The 20540-nt window shown below is 41.4% G+C and carries 19 protein-coding genes; 1 reads left to right on the top strand and 18 read right to left on the bottom strand.

Going from position 1 to position 20540, the window contains the following annotated elements:
* Window positions 1-112: 112 nt before the first annotated feature.
* The 17 genes from ABMB67_RS08960 to ABMB67_RS08880 form a co-directional block, all read right to left on the bottom strand.
* On the bottom strand, window positions 113-991 hold the full coding sequence (locus ABMB67_RS08960; protein ID WP_354571853.1) for an N-acetylneuraminate lyase: 879 nt from the start codon (window positions 989-991) through the stop codon (window positions 113-115).
* A 38-nt stretch (window positions 992-1029) separates the two neighbouring features.
* Complete coding sequence (locus tag ABMB67_RS08955) at window positions 1030-2163, bottom strand: mandelate racemase/muconate lactonizing enzyme family protein (RefSeq protein WP_354571852.1); 1134 nt, start codon at window positions 2161-2163, stop codon at window positions 1030-1032.
* Entirely contained in the window at window positions 2160-2642 is a 483-nt protein-coding gene (locus ABMB67_RS08950; RefSeq protein ID WP_354571851.1) for a VOC family protein, read from the bottom strand. Before ABMB67_RS08950 ends, ABMB67_RS08955 begins: the two co-directional genes overlap by 4 nt.
* Before the next feature lie 14 nt (window positions 2643-2656).
* A complete protein-coding gene (locus ABMB67_RS08945; RefSeq protein ID WP_354571850.1) occupies window positions 2657-4333 on the bottom strand; it encodes a dihydroxy-acid dehydratase in 1677 nt (558 codons plus the stop codon).
* 34 nt (window positions 4334-4367) lie between these two features.
* Complete coding sequence (locus ABMB67_RS08940) at window positions 4368-5129, bottom strand: SDR family NAD(P)-dependent oxidoreductase (protein WP_354571849.1); 762 nt, start codon at window positions 5127-5129, stop codon at window positions 4368-4370.
* 16 nt (window positions 5130-5145) lie between these two features.
* On the bottom strand, window positions 5146-6198 hold the full coding sequence (locus tag ABMB67_RS08935) for a Gfo/Idh/MocA family protein (protein WP_354571935.1): 1053 nt from the start codon (window positions 6196-6198) through the stop codon (window positions 5146-5148).
* Between the two features lie 47 nt (window positions 6199-6245).
* Window positions 6246-7529, bottom strand: a complete 1284-nt coding sequence (locus ABMB67_RS08930) for a TRAP transporter large permease (RefSeq protein WP_354571848.1) — start codon at window positions 7527-7529, stop codon at window positions 6246-6248.
* Window position 7530: 1 nt separating this feature from the next.
* Window positions 7531-8001: a TRAP transporter small permease gene (locus tag ABMB67_RS08925; protein WP_354571847.1), complete on the bottom strand. Its 471-nt coding sequence runs from the start codon at window positions 7999-8001 to the stop codon at window positions 7531-7533.
* A 99-nt stretch (window positions 8002-8100) separates the two neighbouring features.
* A complete protein-coding gene (locus ABMB67_RS08920) occupies window positions 8101-9153 on the bottom strand; it encodes a TRAP transporter substrate-binding protein (RefSeq protein ID WP_354571846.1) in 1053 nt (350 codons plus the stop codon).
* Window positions 9154-9245: 92 nt separating this feature from the next.
* Window positions 9246-10223, bottom strand: a complete 978-nt coding sequence (locus tag ABMB67_RS08915; protein ID WP_354571934.1) for an NAD(P)-dependent oxidoreductase — start codon at window positions 10221-10223, stop codon at window positions 9246-9248.
* A gap of 20 nt (window positions 10224-10243) precedes the next feature.
* Window positions 10244-11446, bottom strand: a complete 1203-nt coding sequence (locus tag ABMB67_RS08910) for an iron-containing alcohol dehydrogenase (RefSeq protein ID WP_354571845.1) — start codon at window positions 11444-11446, stop codon at window positions 10244-10246.
* Window positions 11447-11464: 18 nt separating this feature from the next.
* Window positions 11465-12907: an NAD-dependent succinate-semialdehyde dehydrogenase gene (locus ABMB67_RS08905; RefSeq protein ID WP_354571844.1), complete on the bottom strand. Its 1443-nt coding sequence runs from the start codon at window positions 12905-12907 to the stop codon at window positions 11465-11467.
* Between the two features lie 5 nt (window positions 12908-12912).
* Window positions 12913-13698, bottom strand: coding sequence for an enoyl-CoA hydratase/isomerase family protein (locus ABMB67_RS08900; protein ID WP_354571843.1), 786 nt, complete (start codon window positions 13696-13698; stop codon window positions 12913-12915).
* Between the two features lie 16 nt (window positions 13699-13714).
* On the bottom strand, window positions 13715-15229 hold the full coding sequence (locus tag ABMB67_RS08895; protein ID WP_354571842.1) for an acyl CoA:acetate/3-ketoacid CoA transferase: 1515 nt from the start codon (window positions 15227-15229) through the stop codon (window positions 13715-13717).
* A gap of 4 nt (window positions 15230-15233) precedes the next feature.
* The gene (locus ABMB67_RS08890) at window positions 15234-16169 is read right to left on the bottom strand and encodes a dihydrodipicolinate synthase family protein (RefSeq protein WP_354571841.1); all 936 of its coding nucleotides are present in this window, start codon (window positions 16167-16169) and stop codon (window positions 15234-15236) included.
* A 171-nt stretch (window positions 16170-16340) separates the two neighbouring features.
* Window positions 16341-17315, bottom strand: coding sequence for a LacI family DNA-binding transcriptional regulator (locus ABMB67_RS08885; protein ID WP_354571840.1), 975 nt, complete (start codon window positions 17313-17315; stop codon window positions 16341-16343).
* Between the two features lie 294 nt (window positions 17316-17609).
* A complete protein-coding gene (locus tag ABMB67_RS08880) occupies window positions 17610-18506 on the bottom strand; it encodes a LysR family transcriptional regulator (protein ID WP_354571839.1) in 897 nt (298 codons plus the stop codon).
* Window positions 18507-18619: 113 nt separating this feature from the next.
* On the opposite strand from ABMB67_RS08880, the gene ABMB67_RS08875 reads away from it, so the two are divergent.
* Complete coding sequence (locus ABMB67_RS08875; RefSeq protein ID WP_354571838.1) at window positions 18620-19846, top strand: MFS transporter; 1227 nt, start codon at window positions 18620-18622, stop codon at window positions 19844-19846.
* Between the two features lie 250 nt (window positions 19847-20096).
* Here ABMB67_RS08875 and ABMB67_RS08870 read toward each other — a convergent pair whose 3' ends face one another.
* Window positions 20097-20414: a transposase gene (locus ABMB67_RS08870; protein WP_251221377.1), complete on the bottom strand. Its 318-nt coding sequence runs from the start codon at window positions 20412-20414 to the stop codon at window positions 20097-20099.
* Window positions 20415-20540: the final 126 nt, after the last annotated feature.

Below are 20540 nucleotides of genomic sequence, written 5' to 3'. Positions count from 1 at the left end.
TTCTCACTAAAAAATAAACATTCACTCCGTTCAAGATAAAAAGCTATTCCTGCAATGGTTGAGCGGAATAGCCTTTTTATCTTAAAAGCGTAAATATCTTGTCTTTAATTGGTTATACGACTCCGTTCTTTATTAGTACTTTTCTAAGGAGCTCACTTTCCTCAACTGTAAGTGGTTTAAACGGCCTTCGACAAGTACCGCATTCAATTCCTTGGAGAGCTAAAGCCGCTTTAACTCCCTGAAACACACCTATTTTCAAAAGCACAGCTACCACTTCATTTACCTCGTTTTGTATCGAGCGGGCTTCTTCGATTTTTCCTTCCTTATACAGTCTATCAATTAGTAAAAATTTTTCCGCCATAAAGTTAAACGTACTGCCGATTGAACTTTGGCATCCTACCGTCAAGGAAGCTAAATATAATTCATCATGTCCATTGATGATGACTTTGTTCGGATAAGTATCCAGCAATAGTTGCAGGTGAAGCAAATCATAAGATGTATGCTTAATACCGACTATCTGTGTTCCTTGAAATAGTTCTCGAATGCTTTCAGCCGTTAAGGACACACCAGCCAAAGAGGGCACATGATACAGAATCATCGGCAATTCAACTGCTTTCACTAAGTCATGGTAATAAGCTTTAAGCTCATCCTGTTTGAATTGATAATAAAAAGGGGGAACAGAAGAAATTGCCTCTACTCCTGCTTTTTCTGCATGTTCAGCAAGCTCAATCGCATGCTTCGTAGCAAAACTACCAATTTGCGCAATTAACTTCGCCTTCCCACGAGTTTCATCGCTCACAATATCTACTATATATTTTCTTTCTTCCTGCGATAACAGCAATGCCTCACCAGTACTTCCTCCCACGTAAAAACCAGTGACTCCTTTTTCCAAATTCATCTCAATAATTTGCCGCAATACTCGATCATTTATTTTACCTTCCCGAGTAAAAGGAGTCACTAAAGCCGGGATAACTCCATCGAAATGATTCATTTTTCAGCGTCCCTTTTCTATTGTTTTGTTCATTTACCTCAACCTTTCGCACTTCTTAAGTCAAGTTTTCTGAGCATCTGGCTGTCGACTCGATATTGTTCCAATTTATCAAAATCAAAAAGTACTCCATGTCCAGGGACTTGGGGCGGCTTCCCCACTCCCTCTTTGACAACAATCGGCTCTTGAAGTACACCCATCTCTGTAAATGAGCCACCTTTTATATTTTCTAAGATCATGCCATTTGGAACTGCGCATAATAACGAAACAGAAAGTTCCATCACAAAGTGAGGAGCGACCGGGCGAAAATAAGCATCTGCTAAATGGGCAATTTTGATCCATTCCGTAATTCCACCTACACGACCAACATCAGCTTGGACAATATCAATAGCATCTGCCTTCAAATAATCATTAAATTGATACTTTGTAAAAAGGTTCTCACCAACTGCTAAGGGTGTATGGACATGGCGCCTGAACATAGCATGCCCTTCTACATCATCCCTTGATAATGGTTCTTCAATCCATCCCAGCTGAAAATTATCAAGTTGAGAGCAGACATGTATAGCTTTTGCAGCCGTCCACTTTTGATTAAGGTCAATCAGAAGCTGTCGCTTTCCTAACCTTGCTTTGACACGGCTTATTCGCTCAATATTTTCATCAATCGAATCATAACCAAGCTTTATTTTGATAGTTTGATAACCATTTTCGATATATTCATCGATCATCTCATACAATTCAGCAAAGCTGTAACTGTAATCAATCCCACTTCCATAAGCCGGGATTTCTTCTCTTGCCCCTCCCAGTAAGCGATATAACGGCTGCTGATAAAATTTCCCGAGAATATCCCATAAGGCGATATCAACCGCAGCAAGTGCAAATGTATGTAGTCCACCACTTCCACAGCGATGAACCTGTTTGTTCATAAATTGCCAGACTGCTTCAATATTACGAACGTCCTGACCAAGTAACATCTTTGCCAGATAATCATTAATAATTGCTTCAACAGCTGTTGCCCCGATACCCGGAGTATGGCTCCACCCAACTCCTGTTAGTTTATTATCCGTTATCACTTTAACAATGATATATTCAAGCCCGGTTACTACATGCGTCGCATCCTCCCATGGTATAGCAGGTGGAATTCGATATGTCGTTGCTTCGACATGAACGATTTTCATAGCCCTTCCCCTTTCCGCTCTGTACGCTTGCCTGGCTCAAGCAGTTCAACCCATAGCCTTAGAGAGTCTCTCGTGTCAACATAGGCATATTGTCCACCACTGGAAGTTAACCCTCTCTGTACAACGTCCAACCTCTTTTCTTCTAGCCGATTAATCTCATTCTCCATATCCTCAACAAGGAAAGCAATATGGTGAAACCCTTCGCCATTTTCCGAAAGATGCTGACGCCAAGCACTAGCTTCCTGATCAGGCTCTAGCAGTTCTATTGTAAGCTGTCCAACTTGAAAAAATGCTTGTTTTGTTCTGCCGAGTGCCCTCTTCCCATTAAAGGTCATTTTCGTTTTATCCACAGTATCAGTCATCACGATTTGGGGAACATCCACACCAAAAAAATCAGCATATGCTTTTGTGGACTTTTCAATATCACAAACGATCATTCCAATTTGAACAATTGAACTGGGATTTGATAAATAACTCATCATTTCATCTCCTTTTATAAAAAATCAAAGTCACACCCTTCATTTGCCTGCAACACATGCTTTTGATACAAACGGGCATATCCTCTTGTATGTAATTCTCTCGGCTTCCATTCTTGTTTTCTTAATGCCAGTTCTTCTTCTGAAATCTTTAATGTTAACGTGCCCGCTTCCACATTTAATTCGATAACATCCCCATCTTTAATTAAACCAATCGTTCCGCCAACCGCCGCTTCCGGAGCAGCATGTAGAATCACGGTCCCAAAGGCAGTTCCGCTCATTCGACAATCAGAAATTCGAACCATATCCCTTACTCCTTGTGCAAGCAACTTTTTCGGAATAGGAATCATACCTGCTTCCGGCATTCCAGGGGCTCCGACTGGACCTGCATTTTGCAAAACCAGTACACTATTTGCTGTAACATCTAAATGAGGATCATCTATCCTCGCCTCTAAATCGTCCAAGGATTTGAAGACTACTGCTTTTCCACTATGCTTTAGTAAAGCGGGTGTAGCCGCTTTTGGCTTTATAATCGCTCCATCTGGAACCAGATTTCCTTTAAGTGTAACAATTCCACCTGTTGAATAAAGTGGATTATCAAGCGGCTTGATAACGTGGCGGTAGTTCTCTGATCGTTGAACATTCTCAACAACTTCTTCCAACGTCTGACCGGTTACTGTTCTCTCTCTCATATGCAAAAGAGGGGCAAGCTCTTTTAATAATGCAGGTACACCACCAGCTTGATAAAATTCCTCCATCTGATAGTCTCCCGCAGGTCTCAAATTTGCGAGAAAGGGCGTCTGTTTACTCAGCCGATCAAACTCTTCCAACGTCAACTTTATTCCTAATCTTCTGGCAATTGCAGTCAAATGAATGACGGCATTGCTTGACCCTCCTACTGCCATTAGAACTCGAACCGCATTTTCGATCGATTTGACCGTTACGATGTCACGCGGCCTTACATCTTGCTTTACTAAATCTACAATGGCTTTTCCTGTTTCCTGAGCTTTATTTAACCTTTTATTCATTGTTGCCGGAATGGCTGCCGCACCGGGGAGCATCATTCCCATCGCTTCTGCACAAACAGCCATTGTACTTGCTGAGCCCATAACCATACAATGTCCGGCGGTAGGAGCCAATGCAGCATTAATCTTATCAATTTCCGTTTCACTGACGCTGCCTGCCCGGTACTCTTGCCAATAAAAACGGCAATCCGTACAAGCGCCTAAAGTCTTTCCCTCATATTCCCCGTTGGCCATAGGACCGCCTGTAAAGGTAATAGCTGGTTTATTGGCGCTAATTGCCCCCATAAGCTGCGCTGGCAGCATCTTATCACAGCCACCTATCAAAATAACGCCATCGATCGGCTGCGCTCTAATCATTTCCTCTGTATCAATTGCGACTAAGTTTCGGTAGAGCATCGTCGTAGGACTTGTTGTCATTTCACCAATTGAGATCGTCGGGAATTCTAATGGAATACCTCCCGCCATTAGGACTCCTCTTTTCATCGCCTCAACCATTGGACCAAAATGACTATGACAACGGTTAACGTCACTTTCCGTGTTGCAAATACCGATTACAGGTTTAGTAAAATCATTTTTATCATGACCTAAATGCCTGCGGAAAGCAGCTTGAATAAACGTAGAAAATCCTTCATCCCCGTATGCTGTTTTCGTCCTCCTAATATTATCCATCGTCATCCACCTTCACCCTTTTCCTGTTTTCCTTTCATTTAACTGAAGCTCCGCCATCCACAGATAATATCGCTCCAGTCATATATTTCATCTGCGGAGAAGCTAAAAATAAAGTGGCCTCCGCAATTTCTTCTACCGTCCCCAATTCATTTGTAAGACGGCGATCCACCAGCATTTGTCTTGTCTTTTCTGGATCGGGACTGCTATTTATCATCGCTTTCACCATTTCCGTTTCTACCGCTCCGGGGCATATACAATTCACCCGAATTCCTTCCTTGGAATGATCAACAGCAAGCGCTTTCGTTAAACCGATCAAAGCAAATTTTCCTGTACAGTAAGCGACACGGTTTTTTAATCCTTTCACCGCCGCCGTGGAACCCATATTCACAATTACGCCTTCTTTTCTCTTGAGCATATGGGGTAAAACGGCTCGACTCGTCAAATAAGCTGAGTCTACATTAGCTTGCCATGACTTTGTCCAATCCGCCGGAGATAGTTCTAGAATATTACCTTGGAAAACGGTCCCGACATTGTTTACGAGGACGTCAATTTGAGAGCAGGTAGACATGATTTGTTCAACCATATGATTAACAGAGCTTTCATCGGTCATTTCAGCTTGAACAAAAAACGCATTTCCTCCCTGTCGGCGAATGATTCTTACAACCTCATGACCTTCTTGTGCGTTTCGGCCTGTTACAGCTACTTTTGCTCCCTCTTTAGCAAAAGCGATCGCAATCGCTTTTCCGAATCCGGCAGTCGACCCAGTCACAATAGCCGTCTTATTTTCAAATCTCATAAGAGCAATCTCCCCTCTATACGTTAATCACAACTTCATGGCCAGTAGTAGAAGATTCATAGATTGCATCAAGAATAATATTATTTTGTAATCCTGTTTGAGCAGTCGTTATCGGTTCCCTTCCTGCCACGATGCAATCAATAAAGTGCTGACTCATCCTTTTACGCGCCCCTTCATCCTGTTCCTGAGCAGGCAAATTCATATCAGATTGCAAACCATAAACCTCAGTATGAAAGGTTGCCTGATCTCCGTTTATCGAAATGCCCCCATTTTCACCCATAATGTGCAAATACGGCTTACTATCAGTGTTTGTATGGGCGGCCCAACTCACTTCTAGCTGTAAAGTCGAACCATCCTCCATTTTAACCATAGCCGCTGCTAAATCATCTACATCGAAATAACCGTCCCAATTCGGCTTCCCCCACGGTCCAATTCCGCGCTTCAAAGGACCAATTTCAGAATATGTCGACCCGAATACCGAAACAGGTTTAGTCTGCTCCATAAACCACATCCCTAGGTCAAGCATATGGACACCTATATCGATCAATGCTCCTCCGCCGGCCTCATCTTTTTTAGTAAACCAGCTTCCCCAACCAGGTATCCCTTTTCGTCTAACATATCCTGTTTTCACATAATAAATTTGGCCAAAGGCCCCCTGGCTGATTAGTTCCTTCACTTGCATCATCACAGCTTCAAAACGGCGATGTTGAGCGACCATTAAGATGTTTCCTGTTTCTTGTTGTGCTTCGACAATCTTCCTTGCTTCCTCGGCGTTCATCCCCATCGGTTTTTCCAACAACACATGTTTTCCTGCTTTTAATGAGGAAATAGCCAGTTCAGCATGCCAATTATTCGGCACCCCGATAACGACAGCATCGATGTCTTTATCCGCTAACATCTCTTTTGTCCCCTGATAAACTTTCTTTATTTGAAAATCATGCGCGCTCTTTTCGGCAGACGATAAGGTGTTACTTGTAATCGCTGCGAGACAAACATTTTCCAGTTTTCGGAACTCCTGCATATGCACTTTTCCAATCGAACCTGCTCCAATGATACCGATATTAACCATTTTCACGCTCCCACTCCTCATCTCGTTTCCAAAAACGTATTCTTACCTTACTCAATTAGTAGATTAGGCAAATACGTCACAACATCCGGGATAAAAATAATTAAAATCACAACAGCTAAAAGGCTAAGAACAAAAACGGAATGAATTTTAATAACACTCGAAATTGTAGCTTTTCCGATCGCACATCCTAAAAAAAGCAATGCTCCTACCGGCGGCGTAATTGCACTTATTAATGAGGCCATGACCATAATGACACCAAAATGAATAGGGTCAAAACCATGTGTTGTCGCTATATGCAAGAAAGGAATCGAGAACATTAACAAAATAACCATTGTATCAATAAACATACCTAAAACAAACACAAACATGACCAGAATCAACATAATCACAAACGGTTCTGTTGTAACATTATTAATAAAAGATAAAAAACCGTCTTGGAATTTTAATCTGAATAGCATATCAGCGAAAATAGAGGAAAAGGCTAGTAAAAGTAAAACGACGGTGCTGGTTAATGCTGTATTCACTAACACTTTTCTAATTTTTGCAAGTGAATCAATTTGCTTGTAAACAAACACTCCTAAAATAAACGCTGTAAAACAGGCTAATAATCCCGACTCAGTTGGTGTTACAATTCCGGTAGAAATTCCTACTATAATAACTAATGGTACAAGGGTGGCCCATATCGCTTCCTTGCCAGCTGACAATACTTTTTTAACCGAAAATGGTTCTTTTTCCTTGTACCCGCGCTTTATACAAATCACGTAACTTGTAATCATAAGAATCAAACCCATAAGAACGCCTGGGATGATTCCTCCAAGAAACAGCTTTCCGATTGATTGTTCTGTTAATCCTCCGTAAATTACCATGAGAATGCTTGGAGGAATGATTGCCCCTATCGTTGATGAAGTAACTGTTAAAGAAATACTAAAATCCCGATGGTACCCTGCCTTTTCCATAGCAGGAATCAAAACAGAACCAACCGCCGCTGTATCTGCATTCATCGAACCGGATACGCCGCCAAACATCATGCTTGATAACACGTTTACATGAGCTAAACCGCCGCGGATACTGCCTACAAGTGCCCTTGAGAATTTAATAATTCTGTCGGTTAAGGAACCAGCATTTAATAATTCCCCCGCCAGTATAAATAATGGTATCGCCACAAATGAAAACGAATTAATGGAAGAGAATAAAAGAGACGGAACTAAATTCAGTGGCACATTCCCAAATAACACCAAAGTTATAATTGAGGAAAGCCCAATACTGAAAACGACCGGCATGCCAAGGAAAATGAATAGCAAAAGCAACCCAAATATCGTGACAAGACCCATTTTATTCCTCCTTCCATTTCGAAATAATGGTAAAAATGAGTTCGATAACAATTAGAATAAGTCCAATAGCGATAACAAAGTAAGCAATAGACATTGGCATTTTTAATGCTGGCGAAGTTCGAAAACCAGCAACCTGTGCATACATAACGGTCTCAAAAGCAACGATAGATAAAACAACAATAATCATACTATTAATGATTGTCACAAGTATTCTATTCCATTTAATTGACAACGCTTTACTTAATAAGTCAAAGCCTAGATGCATTCCATACCTGACAGATAAACCAGCAACAACAAACACCATCCCAATCATACAAAATCTCGCTAACTCTTCCGTCCAAATATAGATTGGAATAAAGGTGAAATTTCTACTTAATATCCCATACGTAATTGAGAGGATAGGAACAATAATCAAAATACAGACAATCACTTCAATAATATACGTGTATACCTTCTTTACTTTTAAGAGCATTATGCTAACTGTCCCCCCTTTAATTCATGCAGGTCTCATTTTTGATTGAAAGGGTTGACTTAAAAGGTTAACCTTTTTAGACAACCCCCTCCTAAATACTTATGATTTAATATCCATAATCTGATTTAGCAATTCCTGTGCTTCCGGTCCCATTTCTTCCGCCAAGTCAACTCTCATATCTTGTACAGCATTCTGGAACGGAGTTAAATCGCTATATTCGATAATTTCTACTCCATGTTCCTCCAGTTCGGCCCTTCCTTCCTCGTCTTCGATTTCGGTTAATTCTAATTGATACTCCTCAGATATCCGACCAGCTTCTAAGATTACTTCCTGAATATCAGCAGGAAGACTATCAAAATACTCTTTATTCATCAGCAAATATCCTGGATAAAAAATATGGTTTGTTAAATGAACATATTTGGCAACTTCATAGGATTGATTGCTTAAAATGGTTGTAAAAGGACCCTCAAAACCATCCGCCACTCCTGTTTGAATCGCATTATATACTTCAGTAAGTGGAATAATCGTCGGGGTGGCTCCCCAAGCCTTCATCATTTCCACCGTAATATCAAATTCCGGAGCTCTCAAATTCACTCCTTGATAATCCTCAATTGTTCTGAGCGGTTTGTTTGCTAAAGTATGACGGGGACCAAAATAACGATATCCAATCAATTTAAACCCTTGCGCTTCAATATACTCTTCCATCAATGCTCTCACTTCGTCATTGTTCATAATTGTTTTAAAATCATCGAAATCATCAAATAGATAAGGCATTTCTGTAATTGAAATTCCTTTCACTCCAAATTGATCTAAACCGCTATTTCCTGCCTCAGTCATTTCAATTGCTCCACTTAGCGTTCCTTCAATACTTTCAGCATGATCTCCTAATTCCGCATTGTGAAAAGCTTGGACCTCTACTCTTCCATCAGACAAAGCCGCTACTTCCTCTGCAAATTTATTTAAAGCTTGGCCCGTAGTTTGAGTTTCTGCAAAGAAATTAGAAGCTCTAATGACAAAAGTCTCCTCCGAACCTGTGCCATTGTCAGACGCTTGCTCTCCTCCATTTCCCTCTTGTTCTGTGTTAGCCCCAGAAGAGCATCCTCCTAAAATCACTAATGAAAAACAGAAAATAGTGAGCAGTCTTTTAAGCATTGTCCTTACCCCTCTCATTTTTAAAATTATTAAAGCGCTTTCATTTTATATTTGCATAAATATCTTTCTCCTTACGTTTACAGCACTCCCTTTCATCCGTTTAGACTAAGTAAGCTTTTATTAACAGTTGTTTCTGGAATCTTTCCGGCGACGATTGTACGAACAATTTCTACAGTTTTCATTGATAGCTCTTTATACACTCTATCAGACCAGCCTCCAATGTGAGGTGTCACTATAACGTTGTCCAGTGTTAAGAGACTACTTGCTAAAATATCAGGCTCTGTCGCAAAAACATCTAATGCTGCCCCCGCTATTTTTTTATTTACTAGCGCCTGATATAGGGCATCCTCTTGAATAAGTAAACCTCTTCCAGTGTTAATCAACCAAGCATCGGACTTCATCCATGATAGTTCTTTTGGACCGATCATCCCTTCCGTTTCATCGTTAAGAACTGCATGGAGGGAAACAAAATCAGACGTAGTTAAGAGCTCCTTGAAGGAAACTAATTCCTCATTGCTTCCTAATTCGCTAACAAACGGATCAAACACTTTGACTCGCATTCCTAATGTTTTGGCAGTAATTGCTACCTTTTTGGCAATAGCTCCGTATCCAACTAGGCCAAGTGTTTTATGATACAGATCGGGGGTCGTATAACGCTCCATAATACCTTGACGCAAATTTTGATGATGAGTTACGATTCCTCTACTAATGCAACAGAGGTAACCAATTACCAGCTCAACTACCGGGGCTTCGTAAATACCAGGGCAATTGCATACCATTATGTTATTGTCAGAAGCTGCTGCAAGATCGATATTTCTTATATCGACCCCACAGCGAATAAAGGCCGTTAAATGAGGCGCATTTTCAAACAATGCTTTGCTTCCCGCAGCTCTGACTGTCGTAATGACTATTGTAGCTTCCTGAGCAAGTTCAATTAATTCAGATTCGGTTAATTGTCTGTTATGAGGATTCGTTATGATTTTCGCAAACCTTTGCAGTTCCTCTATCGCCTGTTCAGAATAAAGCATTTTTCGTTCATCAGAAGTATGGCTTAGCAAAATCGTATTCATTTTCAATTTCAACCTCCTTTTTAATTTAAGGCTTCAAGATAGATCGCCTTAATATCTTTTTCAGTCACACGACGAGGGTTGAAATTTAAAAGGCCGTGCACTTTCGCTTGGTCAGTCATTTCCTGAATATGCTCTTCTTTTACGCCTACCTCACTCAACTTCGTTGGTATGCCAACATCTCTGATAAGTTTTTTTACAGCTTCAACTGATATCTGTGCAGCCTCATGTGTAGGTGAATTTGTTATATTCTCCCCCATTGCTTCAGCTATTTCAGCAAACTTTCTGCTCCGGCCGATCAAGTTATATTGCATACAATAAGGCAGCAGTATCGCGTTTGCTATTCCGTGAGGTACACCAGCTACAGGTGACAACGGTTCCGACATCGCATGTACGATACCAAGCATAGCATTGTTAAAGCCCATTCCTGCCATTGTAGCTGCAAACTGCATATTAAGAAGAGCTTCCATATTTTTCGGATCAGCTACAACAGTGCGTAAATTGTCTGAGATTAAACGTATTGCTCCAATAAGTAAGGAATCAGTTAATGGAGTTGCAATATTTGATACATATCCTTCAATTGCATGTGTCAAAGCATCAATTCCCGTAGCCGCGGCAACTGAAGCGGGAAGCTGGGCTAGCAGTAGCGGATCAAGAAAAGAAACTTTTGATCGCATCCGGTCGCTCCCAACGTTAAATTTTCTCAAGCGCTTTTCTTCTGTAATAACCGACCCTCTTGTCACTTCACTTCCAGTTCCACATGTTGTTGGAACGACCATAAATGGAATTGGATCATTTGGAAAACGGTCAATGCCCTCCCAATCTAAAATCGAGCCTTCATTCGTTCCCATGACAGCCATAGATTTTCCTGCATCAATAGCACTACCTCCACCGATAGCAATTACGAGATCACATCCTTTAGACTTGATCACTTCTCCTCCGCGATCAATCGTTTCAAGATAAGGATTTACTTCTACTTCAGCAAACACTTCGTATTGAATTCCGTGCTGTTCCAATGATTTTAAAATTGGATTGATCAAACCTATTTCTTTTACCACCGGGTCAGTTACAACGAAAGCATTAGTCGCTTTTAAAGTTTTCGCTTGCTCTCCAATTTGGGAGACACAACCGGGACCAGAAATAATTTTAGTTAGTATGATATATTGGTGGAATGCGAGATTAAATGAGTCCACTGAACCTGCTTTATGATAGAGAGTAGTATTCATTTTTTAGACCTCCAGCTTTTATTTATATCTTACCGATATGAATTTAGTTTCAAGAAATTCTTCGATTCCTTCTTTTCCGCCTTCTCTTCCAATCCCGCTTTCTTTCATTCCACCAAAAGGAGCATGTGAGACGACCGGTGTTGTATCGTTTATCCCAATAACACCAAACTCAAGCTGCTCACTTACTTCAATGGTTCTTTCTAGGCTCGCCGTATAGAAATAGGCTGCTAATCCATTTGGCGTGTTATTGACAGCTTCGATGATACTCTCTTCATCCTGGAACGTTATAATCGGGGCTACCGGGCCAAATGTTTCCTCCTGCATTAAATCCATATCACTATGAATATTTGTTAAAATCGTAGGTTCATAATAAAAACCATTCAGCAGCTCCTTCTTTTCTGGACGTTTTCCTCCACAAATAATCGTGGCTCCCTTCTTTACCGCATCCTTAACATGCCTCTCTACTTTTTCTAATGCTGCTTGATTAATTAACGCCCCTATATCTACTCCTGAATTCATTCCATTACCTTGAACAATGCCTTGCATTCTTTGAGTCAGTTTCTCTGTATATTCATCAGCAACGCTCTCATGGACAAAGATTCTGTTCGCGCAGACACATGTTTGTCCCGAATTTCTCATTTTATTGATCATTGTTCCTTCCACTGCTAGATCAATATCAGCATCCGGATAGACGATGATTGGCGCATGTCCACCTAGCTCTAAGAAAACCCGCTTTAACGTATCACTACATTCTTTTAAAATATACTTTCCGACTGGCGTAGAGCCTGTGAAAGTAACGCTGGCAACTTTAGGATTTTTAAAAAGTTCCTCCCCAATTGGCTCCGGCTGTCCAGTAATAAAGTTAGCGACTCCTTTTGGGAACTCCGCCTGATCAATTAATTCTGCTAAAGCTAAGGCGATGAGGGGAGTATCCTCAGAGGGCTTTACAATGACTGTACAACCCGCGCCTAGGGCTGCTGCAATTTTTCTGCAAATAATATGTAACGGAAAGTTCCAAGGTGTAATTGCCGCTACTACCCCAAGAGGTTCCTTTATCTTCTTTAGCCTTTTATTTGAACTCATATGTGGAACCGTTTCTCCGTGTATTCGCTTCGCTTCTTCGGCAAAGTAATAGAATTGTTCAGCTGATCCTACTACCTCCATTTTAGACTCATACAAAGGTTTCCCTTGCTCGATCGTCATTAATTGTGCTAAATCGTCAGCATTGTCGAGAATTAGGTCATGTAACGTCATTAGAAATCTCACACGTTCAAAAACCGTTTCATTTGACCAATGTTTAAAAGCTCGATAGGCTGCATCTATCGCCATTACCGTTTCCGTTTTTCCTGCGTTCGGGACAGTTCCAACCACTTCTTTCGTGGCTGGGTTAATGGAGACCATCGTTTCTTTACTTTCCGCCTCGATCCACTCTCCATTAATATACAAGTTTCGTTGCTTCATTTTTGTCACTCTCCAATAAATGTAGGTTTGCGTTTTTCTAAAAATGAATGAATCCCTTCAGTACGATCATGCGAAGCAAATATAATGTCGCTGCATTTCTTTTCCAACTCAATTCCTCTCTTTAAATCATTTAAGCTTGATTGATTCACGAGTGTTTTAGAAAGGGTTACAGCTAAAGGGCCATTTGAAGCAATTTTTTCCGCAAGGTTAGTGGCAGCTTCCAATCCCTGCCCTGACGGCATGACACGATTAACAAGTCCATACTCTTTGGCCGCGGTACTTGTTAACGGTATTCCAGAGAAGATCATTTCTTTTGCGATGCCTAAACCGACTATTTTTGCCAAGCGTTGCGTTCCTCCCCATCCAGCGATGGTTCCAATACCTACTTCCACTAAACCGATTTTGGCATGCTCTTCAATAATTCGAATATCACATGCTAGCGCAAGTTCACAACCACCTCCTAAAGCATGCCCATTAATAGCAGCAATGACAGGGGCTCTAAAATGTTCTATCATATTAAACACAGCATGACCTAATTCAATCTGTACTTTTCTTTTTTCCAATGTAAGCTTCGCAGCTTCTTTCAAATCCGCTCCAGCCGCGAAAACCTTTGAACCACTGCCTTGAATAATTACTGCCCTTATTTGTTTATCAGCTTCTATTTGTTTAAAGGCAGCTTCAAACTCTTCTAACAGCTCAATATTCATACTGTTCCGCTGTTGCTCTCGGTCAATTGTTAAAACACATATTGAATCTTTCTTTTCAACTCGAAGATGATGGTTTGTTTTCAAGCTCAATCACCCCTTTTTAAGAATAGACATCCGAATCAATTTTCTTGAGTTGATCAGAAATGCCTGGGCTAAATTCCATGAACGGCAAAATATCATCCTCCAAAGAAATGCCGGGTGCAATCTCAATAAGCTCTGGACCGTTTTCTGTTAATTGGAAAACACAGCGTTCTGTTACGTAGTAAATCTCCTGTCCTTTTCTCAAAGCATTTTTCGCACTGAAAGTACATTGCTCAACTTGCTCAACAAATTTTTTCATTTTCCCTTCTTGCACAATAGTAACTGCACCGTGCTTATACTCAACTTGCAATCCTCCGGCCGAAAAGGTGCCACAAAAAACAATTTTTTTCGTTTTGTGAGTAATATCTACAAACCCGCCACATCCAGCAATTCTGCCAGAAAATTTCGAAACATTCACATTTCCCTCTTGATCAATTTGAGCGAATCCAAGATAGGAAATATCCAAAAATCCAGAATCATATAAATCGAATAACGATGGAGAATCAAGCAGCATTCTTGGATTATGCTGAAGTGAAAACAAGACTCCGCCTGGATTCATTCCACCTAATGCTCCATGTTCAACGGTAAATGTGAAGTCATCATACCTGCCCTCTTCAAACATAATCCTCGGCATATCTCTCGGAATACCGGCACCCAAATTAACAATCGAATGTCCTTCCATGTCCAGACTCGCTCTTCTAAGAATAAAACGATTCGCTCCCGTCGGAACTGCTGGAAGTTCTGGGTGGGGAATTCTCAGTTCTCCAGAAAAAGAGTAATCATACTCATCGCTTGTAATAAGCATTTTTTGATTAGAATCGACTACGACAAAATCAACAAGAATTGCCGGGATTTCAACCATTCTCGTCGAGATCGTTCCTCCTTCGACGAGCCGTTCTACTTGAACGATCACTTTTCCGCCGCTTGCTTTAGTTGCTAATGCCTGAGCTAACACCCCCAATGAAAGCGGTTCTTTTTCCATGCTGATATTCCCTTCACAATCGGCTGTCGTTCCACGTAAGATTGCATAATCGATTGAGAGCGTTTTATAGAAAAGATAATCCTCACCGTCAACTTTGACGAGCTCAACGATGTCATTAGCTGTCTTTTCATTCAATGCCGTGCCTTCAATCCTCGGATCCGGAAAGACACCAAGGCCAACCTGTGTTAAATAACCTTTTTGGCCATTGGCGATTGCTCGTAACAAGTGATAAGTTACTCCCATAGGCAACTGGTGGCCTTCAATCTTGTTATCAGCGATCATTTTTGTAAGTCGGTTTGCATCCCAGCTGGACCCTATCGATTTCTTCAACAATCCTTCATGAGCGAAGCGATCAAGACCTTTACCCACTTCTCTGCCTAAACCAACCGTGTGAAAATCGGTTAACTGTCTTGGAGACCCTGTTTCTAAAAACCTTTCTTCAATCGCTTGTAAAATAGCATCAGGGATTAAATACTGGTTACATCCACATACGGTAATTGTTGATTCATCCTTAATTATTTCAGCAGCTTCTTTTGCCGAGATTACTTTCATACTCTTAAAGCTCCTTTAATCCCATTTTTGCGATAATTGCTGAAATTCTACTTGCTTCTTCCTCCGATAATTGATTCCATGGCTCCCGTACAAGAGCAGTTTCAATAATCCCTAATTCAACTAGACCCTGTTTCATCCGTGCCGGAATATCCATTGCCGGGGAAGCATAAATCGTTCTCACCAACTCATAGTACCTCTGCTGCAAATCATAGGCACCAGCCAAATCCCCGTCTTTTACCTTAGTCATCAATTCACTTAAGAAATTGGGTGTTAAAGAAACTAATCCCAATAATGCCCCATCAGATAAGTGCATCGTTCCTGCTAAAATTGTGTCACATCCGGTTAAAATTTCAGCCTGATGACCTGCTTTTAAGATCGCATCTGTGTCCTCTTCAAATTTATTTAGGTCAAAACAAGCATTTTTAATGGCGATAACCTTATCAATCTTACTTATTTCTGCTAGAGTCTCCGCTGTATAGCACGTGCCAGAACCTTTTCTAGTTTGAAAAGCAATTATTGGGAGACTTGACTCGTTGGCAACTTCTTCATGAAACCTGACCGGAATATCTGGAGTTAAAGTAGCGCCACGGGCAAACGAAAAAGGAGGGAATAATAAAATAGCGTCTGCTCCGTCTTCTTGCGCGACGGTTATTTCAGCTTTAACTTCGTCCAAACTTTCTGCCCAAATACCAGCGATAACCGGAACTCGACCATCTACCTGTTCTCTTACAATTTTTGTGACCTTGCTTCTTTCTTCTGAGGTAATGGCTGTTGTTTCTCCTGCAAAAGCATTGCATACCATGCCATTAATTTTCGGTGCGCGCAAATTATATTCAATAAGCTTTCTTAAACCTACTTCATCTATTTCGTGATCAGGTTTAAACGGCAAAATTGTCGCACCAATAACTCCATTTGCGAAACTTAATTTTTGATTAACCACTATGCTTCACTCCTTATTGAAACGTTTAAATGAAACGTTTCAATTATTGTTTAAAAAATAAAAAGTAAATAATCATTTACTTTTATTTTTCCTTAACCTAAAATGGCAACGCTTTCTTTTTTATATAGTAGCAGGTCTAGTGAAACGTTTCAATAAAAACTTCAAAATTTTTTAATAATTTTTAATTAACCGACAGGTCTCTCTCACCACTAATTCATAAGATGGGATAATAATATCGGGCAGGTTTTTATCCGCTTCAATTATGTTTAAGAGCTTATGCACTGCATTTTGGGCAATGGCCTCTTGGGACAAACTAACTGTAGTGAGTCCAACAGATTCAGCAAATGAAATATCATCCCAACCAACTAATGCTACATCCTCGGGCACTTTTAATCCTTTTTTTCTTAAAAAGGCCATTACTCCAAAGGCCGCATAATCACTCGCTACAAAAATTGCCAAAGGGGTACCGAACGTCTGTATCAACTTTTCGGCTGCTTTAGCCGCTTCCTCTAATTCAAAACCACCATATGCTATCAAGTCATCATTAACTTTAACTCCGTATACTTTTAAAGCTCGCTCAAATCCCTTTATCATAAACTTAGAATTTGGATGCTCCTTTGGTGAAGCAATGTGAGTAACGATTTGATGGCCTTGCTTAAATAAATGCTCAGTTGCTTGATAAGCGCCATATTCTACATCACTCATTTCTGAAACAGAAATCACCACACTATTTTGTAAATTCTCCAATGATTGCAAACTTTCCTCATCCAAGGCAATGACAGAATAAATTAAGCCATCAAGCTTACCCCCTCCATAAAAATCCATAATGGATTTATTGATATCCTTTTGACCGTTTGTCGTAAAAATAGACAAACGATAACCGTGCTCTGTAAGTGCTTTTTCAACCCGGCTCGCCAATCTGGCAAAAGTCGGATTGAAAATGTCTCTCAGAATTAATCCGACCATATTGGTCTTTTTAGATCTTAAAGCAACAGCAGCGGAATTCGGAATATAATTTAATTCCTGTGCTACTTTTAAAATTTTTTCCCTAGTCTCTTCCTTCAAGTTCCCTTTGCCATTTAAGGCATATGACACCATAGCATTCGAATAACCTGAAGCCTTTGCCACATCTTTTATGGTCACCATATTTTTTCCTCCGAATGTTATTATAAATATACTTCTGCTCCATCAAAATGAACCTTTAGTTAAAGAATATAACATAAAAGATAGCATACTGTATTGAAAGCTGAAAACTCAAACATCTTTTTGTATATCTTCCACATTGTAAGAAAATATGTAGCTTACCATTTCAGTTTCCATTGCAGATGCCTAATCAGAAAATCAGATATTATCTAAATCCGCCTAAAATAGTGTGACCTATTAGCATTTCATTTTCAATTCAGTCAAGAATATGACAATAATGAAAGAGCTACTCTATTTTTAATCTTTTGTGTCTTCCTCTCTCCCATACAGCTCCACAATAAAGTCCCGAAACTGCTCCACTACCTTTGGCATAAAGCTTTTCTTCCTCCAGACAATTCCAATCGTCCGTCGGCAGTCGACATCACGGACGGGAAGACAGGAGACTTGATAGGCGTCCATCCTGCTTCGTTTCGGTACGAGGCTTACGCCGAGACCGACGCCGACAAGGCCGGCTACTGTCCCGACTTCCTGTCCTTCAAAGGTGAGTTGTGGAGTGAAGCCGCTCTGCTGGCAAAGTCGATCCGTTATACTTCGCAGCCCCGCCCCTTTTTTAAAGCCGACAAAGGGCTCATTGGCGATGTCCTTCAGCCTGATTTCCTGCCGGTCCGACAGCCGATGACACTGCGGTACAATGACGAGTAATTCCTCAGAAAACAGTTCAACCCATTGAATCTCCGGATCGGGCTCCACAATCGTCGTCAAGCAGACGTCAATATCGCCCGCTTTCAACTGTTCAATTAAATCATGCGCTGTATTTTGAAAAAGCTGAAAGGTAACATCCGGATAAGTAGCGCGATACTTTTCAATCAATTCCGGTACGAAGTCCGTTCCCAGGGTAGGTAAAAAGGAAAGCGTAATATTGCCGCGGTTCGGACTCATTTCACTTTGCAGCTCCTGCTTTCCCTCCTCAATTACCTGAATCGCCAAATTCACTTTCTCCAAAAACAGCTTCCCGTAACGATTCAATTGCACGGTTCTTCCCTGCCGTTCAAACAAAGGAACGCCAAGCTCCTTCTCCAGTCTGGCGATTGAACGGCTCAACGCCGGTTGGGAAATAAACAATGACTGAGCAGCTTTTGTGACATGCTGCAGCTGGGCGACACGTTGAAAATACTCCAGTTGCTGCCATTCCATTTCTTCACCTTCTCCATTCATAACTTGAACGCATGAAAACGATAAGAATTATAAATTAGACATTATCATTTGTCAAAAGTATGCTAGTGTATAGAGAGAAAGTGAGGAACATCATGACGTATTTAATCAAAGGAAAAAAAGGTTATTATCAAGCTATTTCGGCTTTATTTTTAGGAAGCTTTGTCAGCTTCATGATTTTATATTCCGTCCAAACCCTTTTGCCAAACTTTACAACTGATTACCATGTGTCCCCCGCCGTAGCAAGCCTGGCTCTTTCCGTCTCAACCGGCTGCCTCGCGGTTTCGATGCTGCTTGTTGCGCCACTGGCCGATGCCATCGGTAAAAAGCGACTGATGACGACGTCTCTGTTTTTAACTTCGCTTCTTTGTGTTCTTGTCGCGTTCAGTCCGAATTTCTCAACATTGCTCGTCATTCGAGCCGTCCAGGGAATCGTTCTTGCCGGCTTTCCTAGCATTGCGATGGCCTATGTCAGCGATGAATTTGACCCGAAAACACTCGGCACTGTGATGGGGCTTCATGTCAGTGGCAATACGATCGGCGGTTTGACCGGCCGCTTTTTAACCGGAGTGCTGACCGAATGGGTTTCGTGGCAGTTCGCCTTGCTTACGATGGGAATTATTAGTCTAGTGATCAGCTTTTTCTTTTTAAAACTGTTGCCGGAATCGAGGCGGCCAGCAAAAGAGACGCCTTCGTTTCGGACATTCGCGCTCTCCATTGTCCAACCATTAAAGGAAGCCCGGCTGCTTTGCTTATTCGCCTTCTCCTTTGTTCTGATGGGAAGCTTTGTCACCGTCTATAATTATTTAGGCTTTCGGCTGCTTGAACCGCCCTTTTCGCTAAGTCAAACGTGGATCGGAATGATTTTCTTCGTTTACTTGGTCGGGACGTTCAGCTCGACGTTTATGGGTCAGGTCAGCGACAAGGCCGGCAAGGCAAAAACGCTGTCTGTCAGCATTCTGATCATGCTCATTGGCGCTGGCTTGACATTAAGCCAGCAGCTGCTGTTTGTTATTCTGGCGCTTTGCATTTTCACCTTCGGCTTTTTCGGCGGACATTCGATTGCCAGCAGATGGGTTGGTGAAGTCGCGGCACGCTACCGGGCTCAGGCGGCATCATTATATTTATTTTGCTATTACCTTGGATCGAGCGTGATTGGCTCAAGCAACGGATTTATTTGGGAGCATTTCAAATGGGAAGGAATTATTACCGTCGTCTGTACGTTAATCGGGCTGGCCCTGGTACTCATCGCGACCTTCCTGACACTTCAGAAACGGCAAAGCGCACAGCCGCCTGCCGCTTTACTGAAAAAGGGAAGCTGATGAAAATAGGCTGTGTCAAAAGGAGAGTCCTTCCTTTCGGCACAGCCACCGGCCATTTTTGGACTGCCATACACCCTTCCTGAATCATGATAGTGATAAGCGATTCGGTCTTGAATCTGATTCTTCCGCTGCTCTTGAGGGCTTGGTTGATGGGTTCTCCATTTGAAATAACCGCTCCGAGATACACCTAAAATGTGACACATCTTCATCACTGAGTGCTCGGAACGATGCTCCTCAATGAATGAAAACTTCATAGCTTTGGTCTGCTGAAGATGTGCATCGCCTTTTTTACAATGGTTAATTCCTCTTCTTTGTCAGCTAATTGACGCTCCTTTGCCTTTAATTCACGTTCCTGATCTCGAATTTGCTGTTCCAGCTTGCGAATCCGTTCCTCGGCAGCCACAGGTTCGTTCTCAAATTCACGATAGTGGGTCGTCCATTGATGCAACGTACTTATGGGAATGTTCAATTCTTCTGCGATATCTGAGACTGTTTTTTTCTGTTCCTGCACAAACTTGACCGCTTGACGTTTAAACTCTTCATTATACCTTTGGCGGGGTTCACCCATTGAAATCCCTCCTCATTCCTACTATCATACCCGATTTTGATTTCCGTTAAAGAGGTGTCCACTTTTTATTCTAGTTGCAGAGGTTCCTTGCGCGTCCCATGAAGGGGCATTTAAATCGAAATAACG

Origin of the sequence: Halalkalibacter oceani, from assembly GCF_040544555.1 — a bacterium.
In the GTDB taxonomy this organism is placed as follows: domain Bacteria; phylum Bacillota; class Bacilli; order Bacillales; family Bacillaceae_D; genus Halalkalibacter; species Halalkalibacter oceani.
The sequence above is the reverse complement of the archived record's forward strand: the minus strand, read 5'-3'. Positions and strand labels throughout refer to the sequence as shown.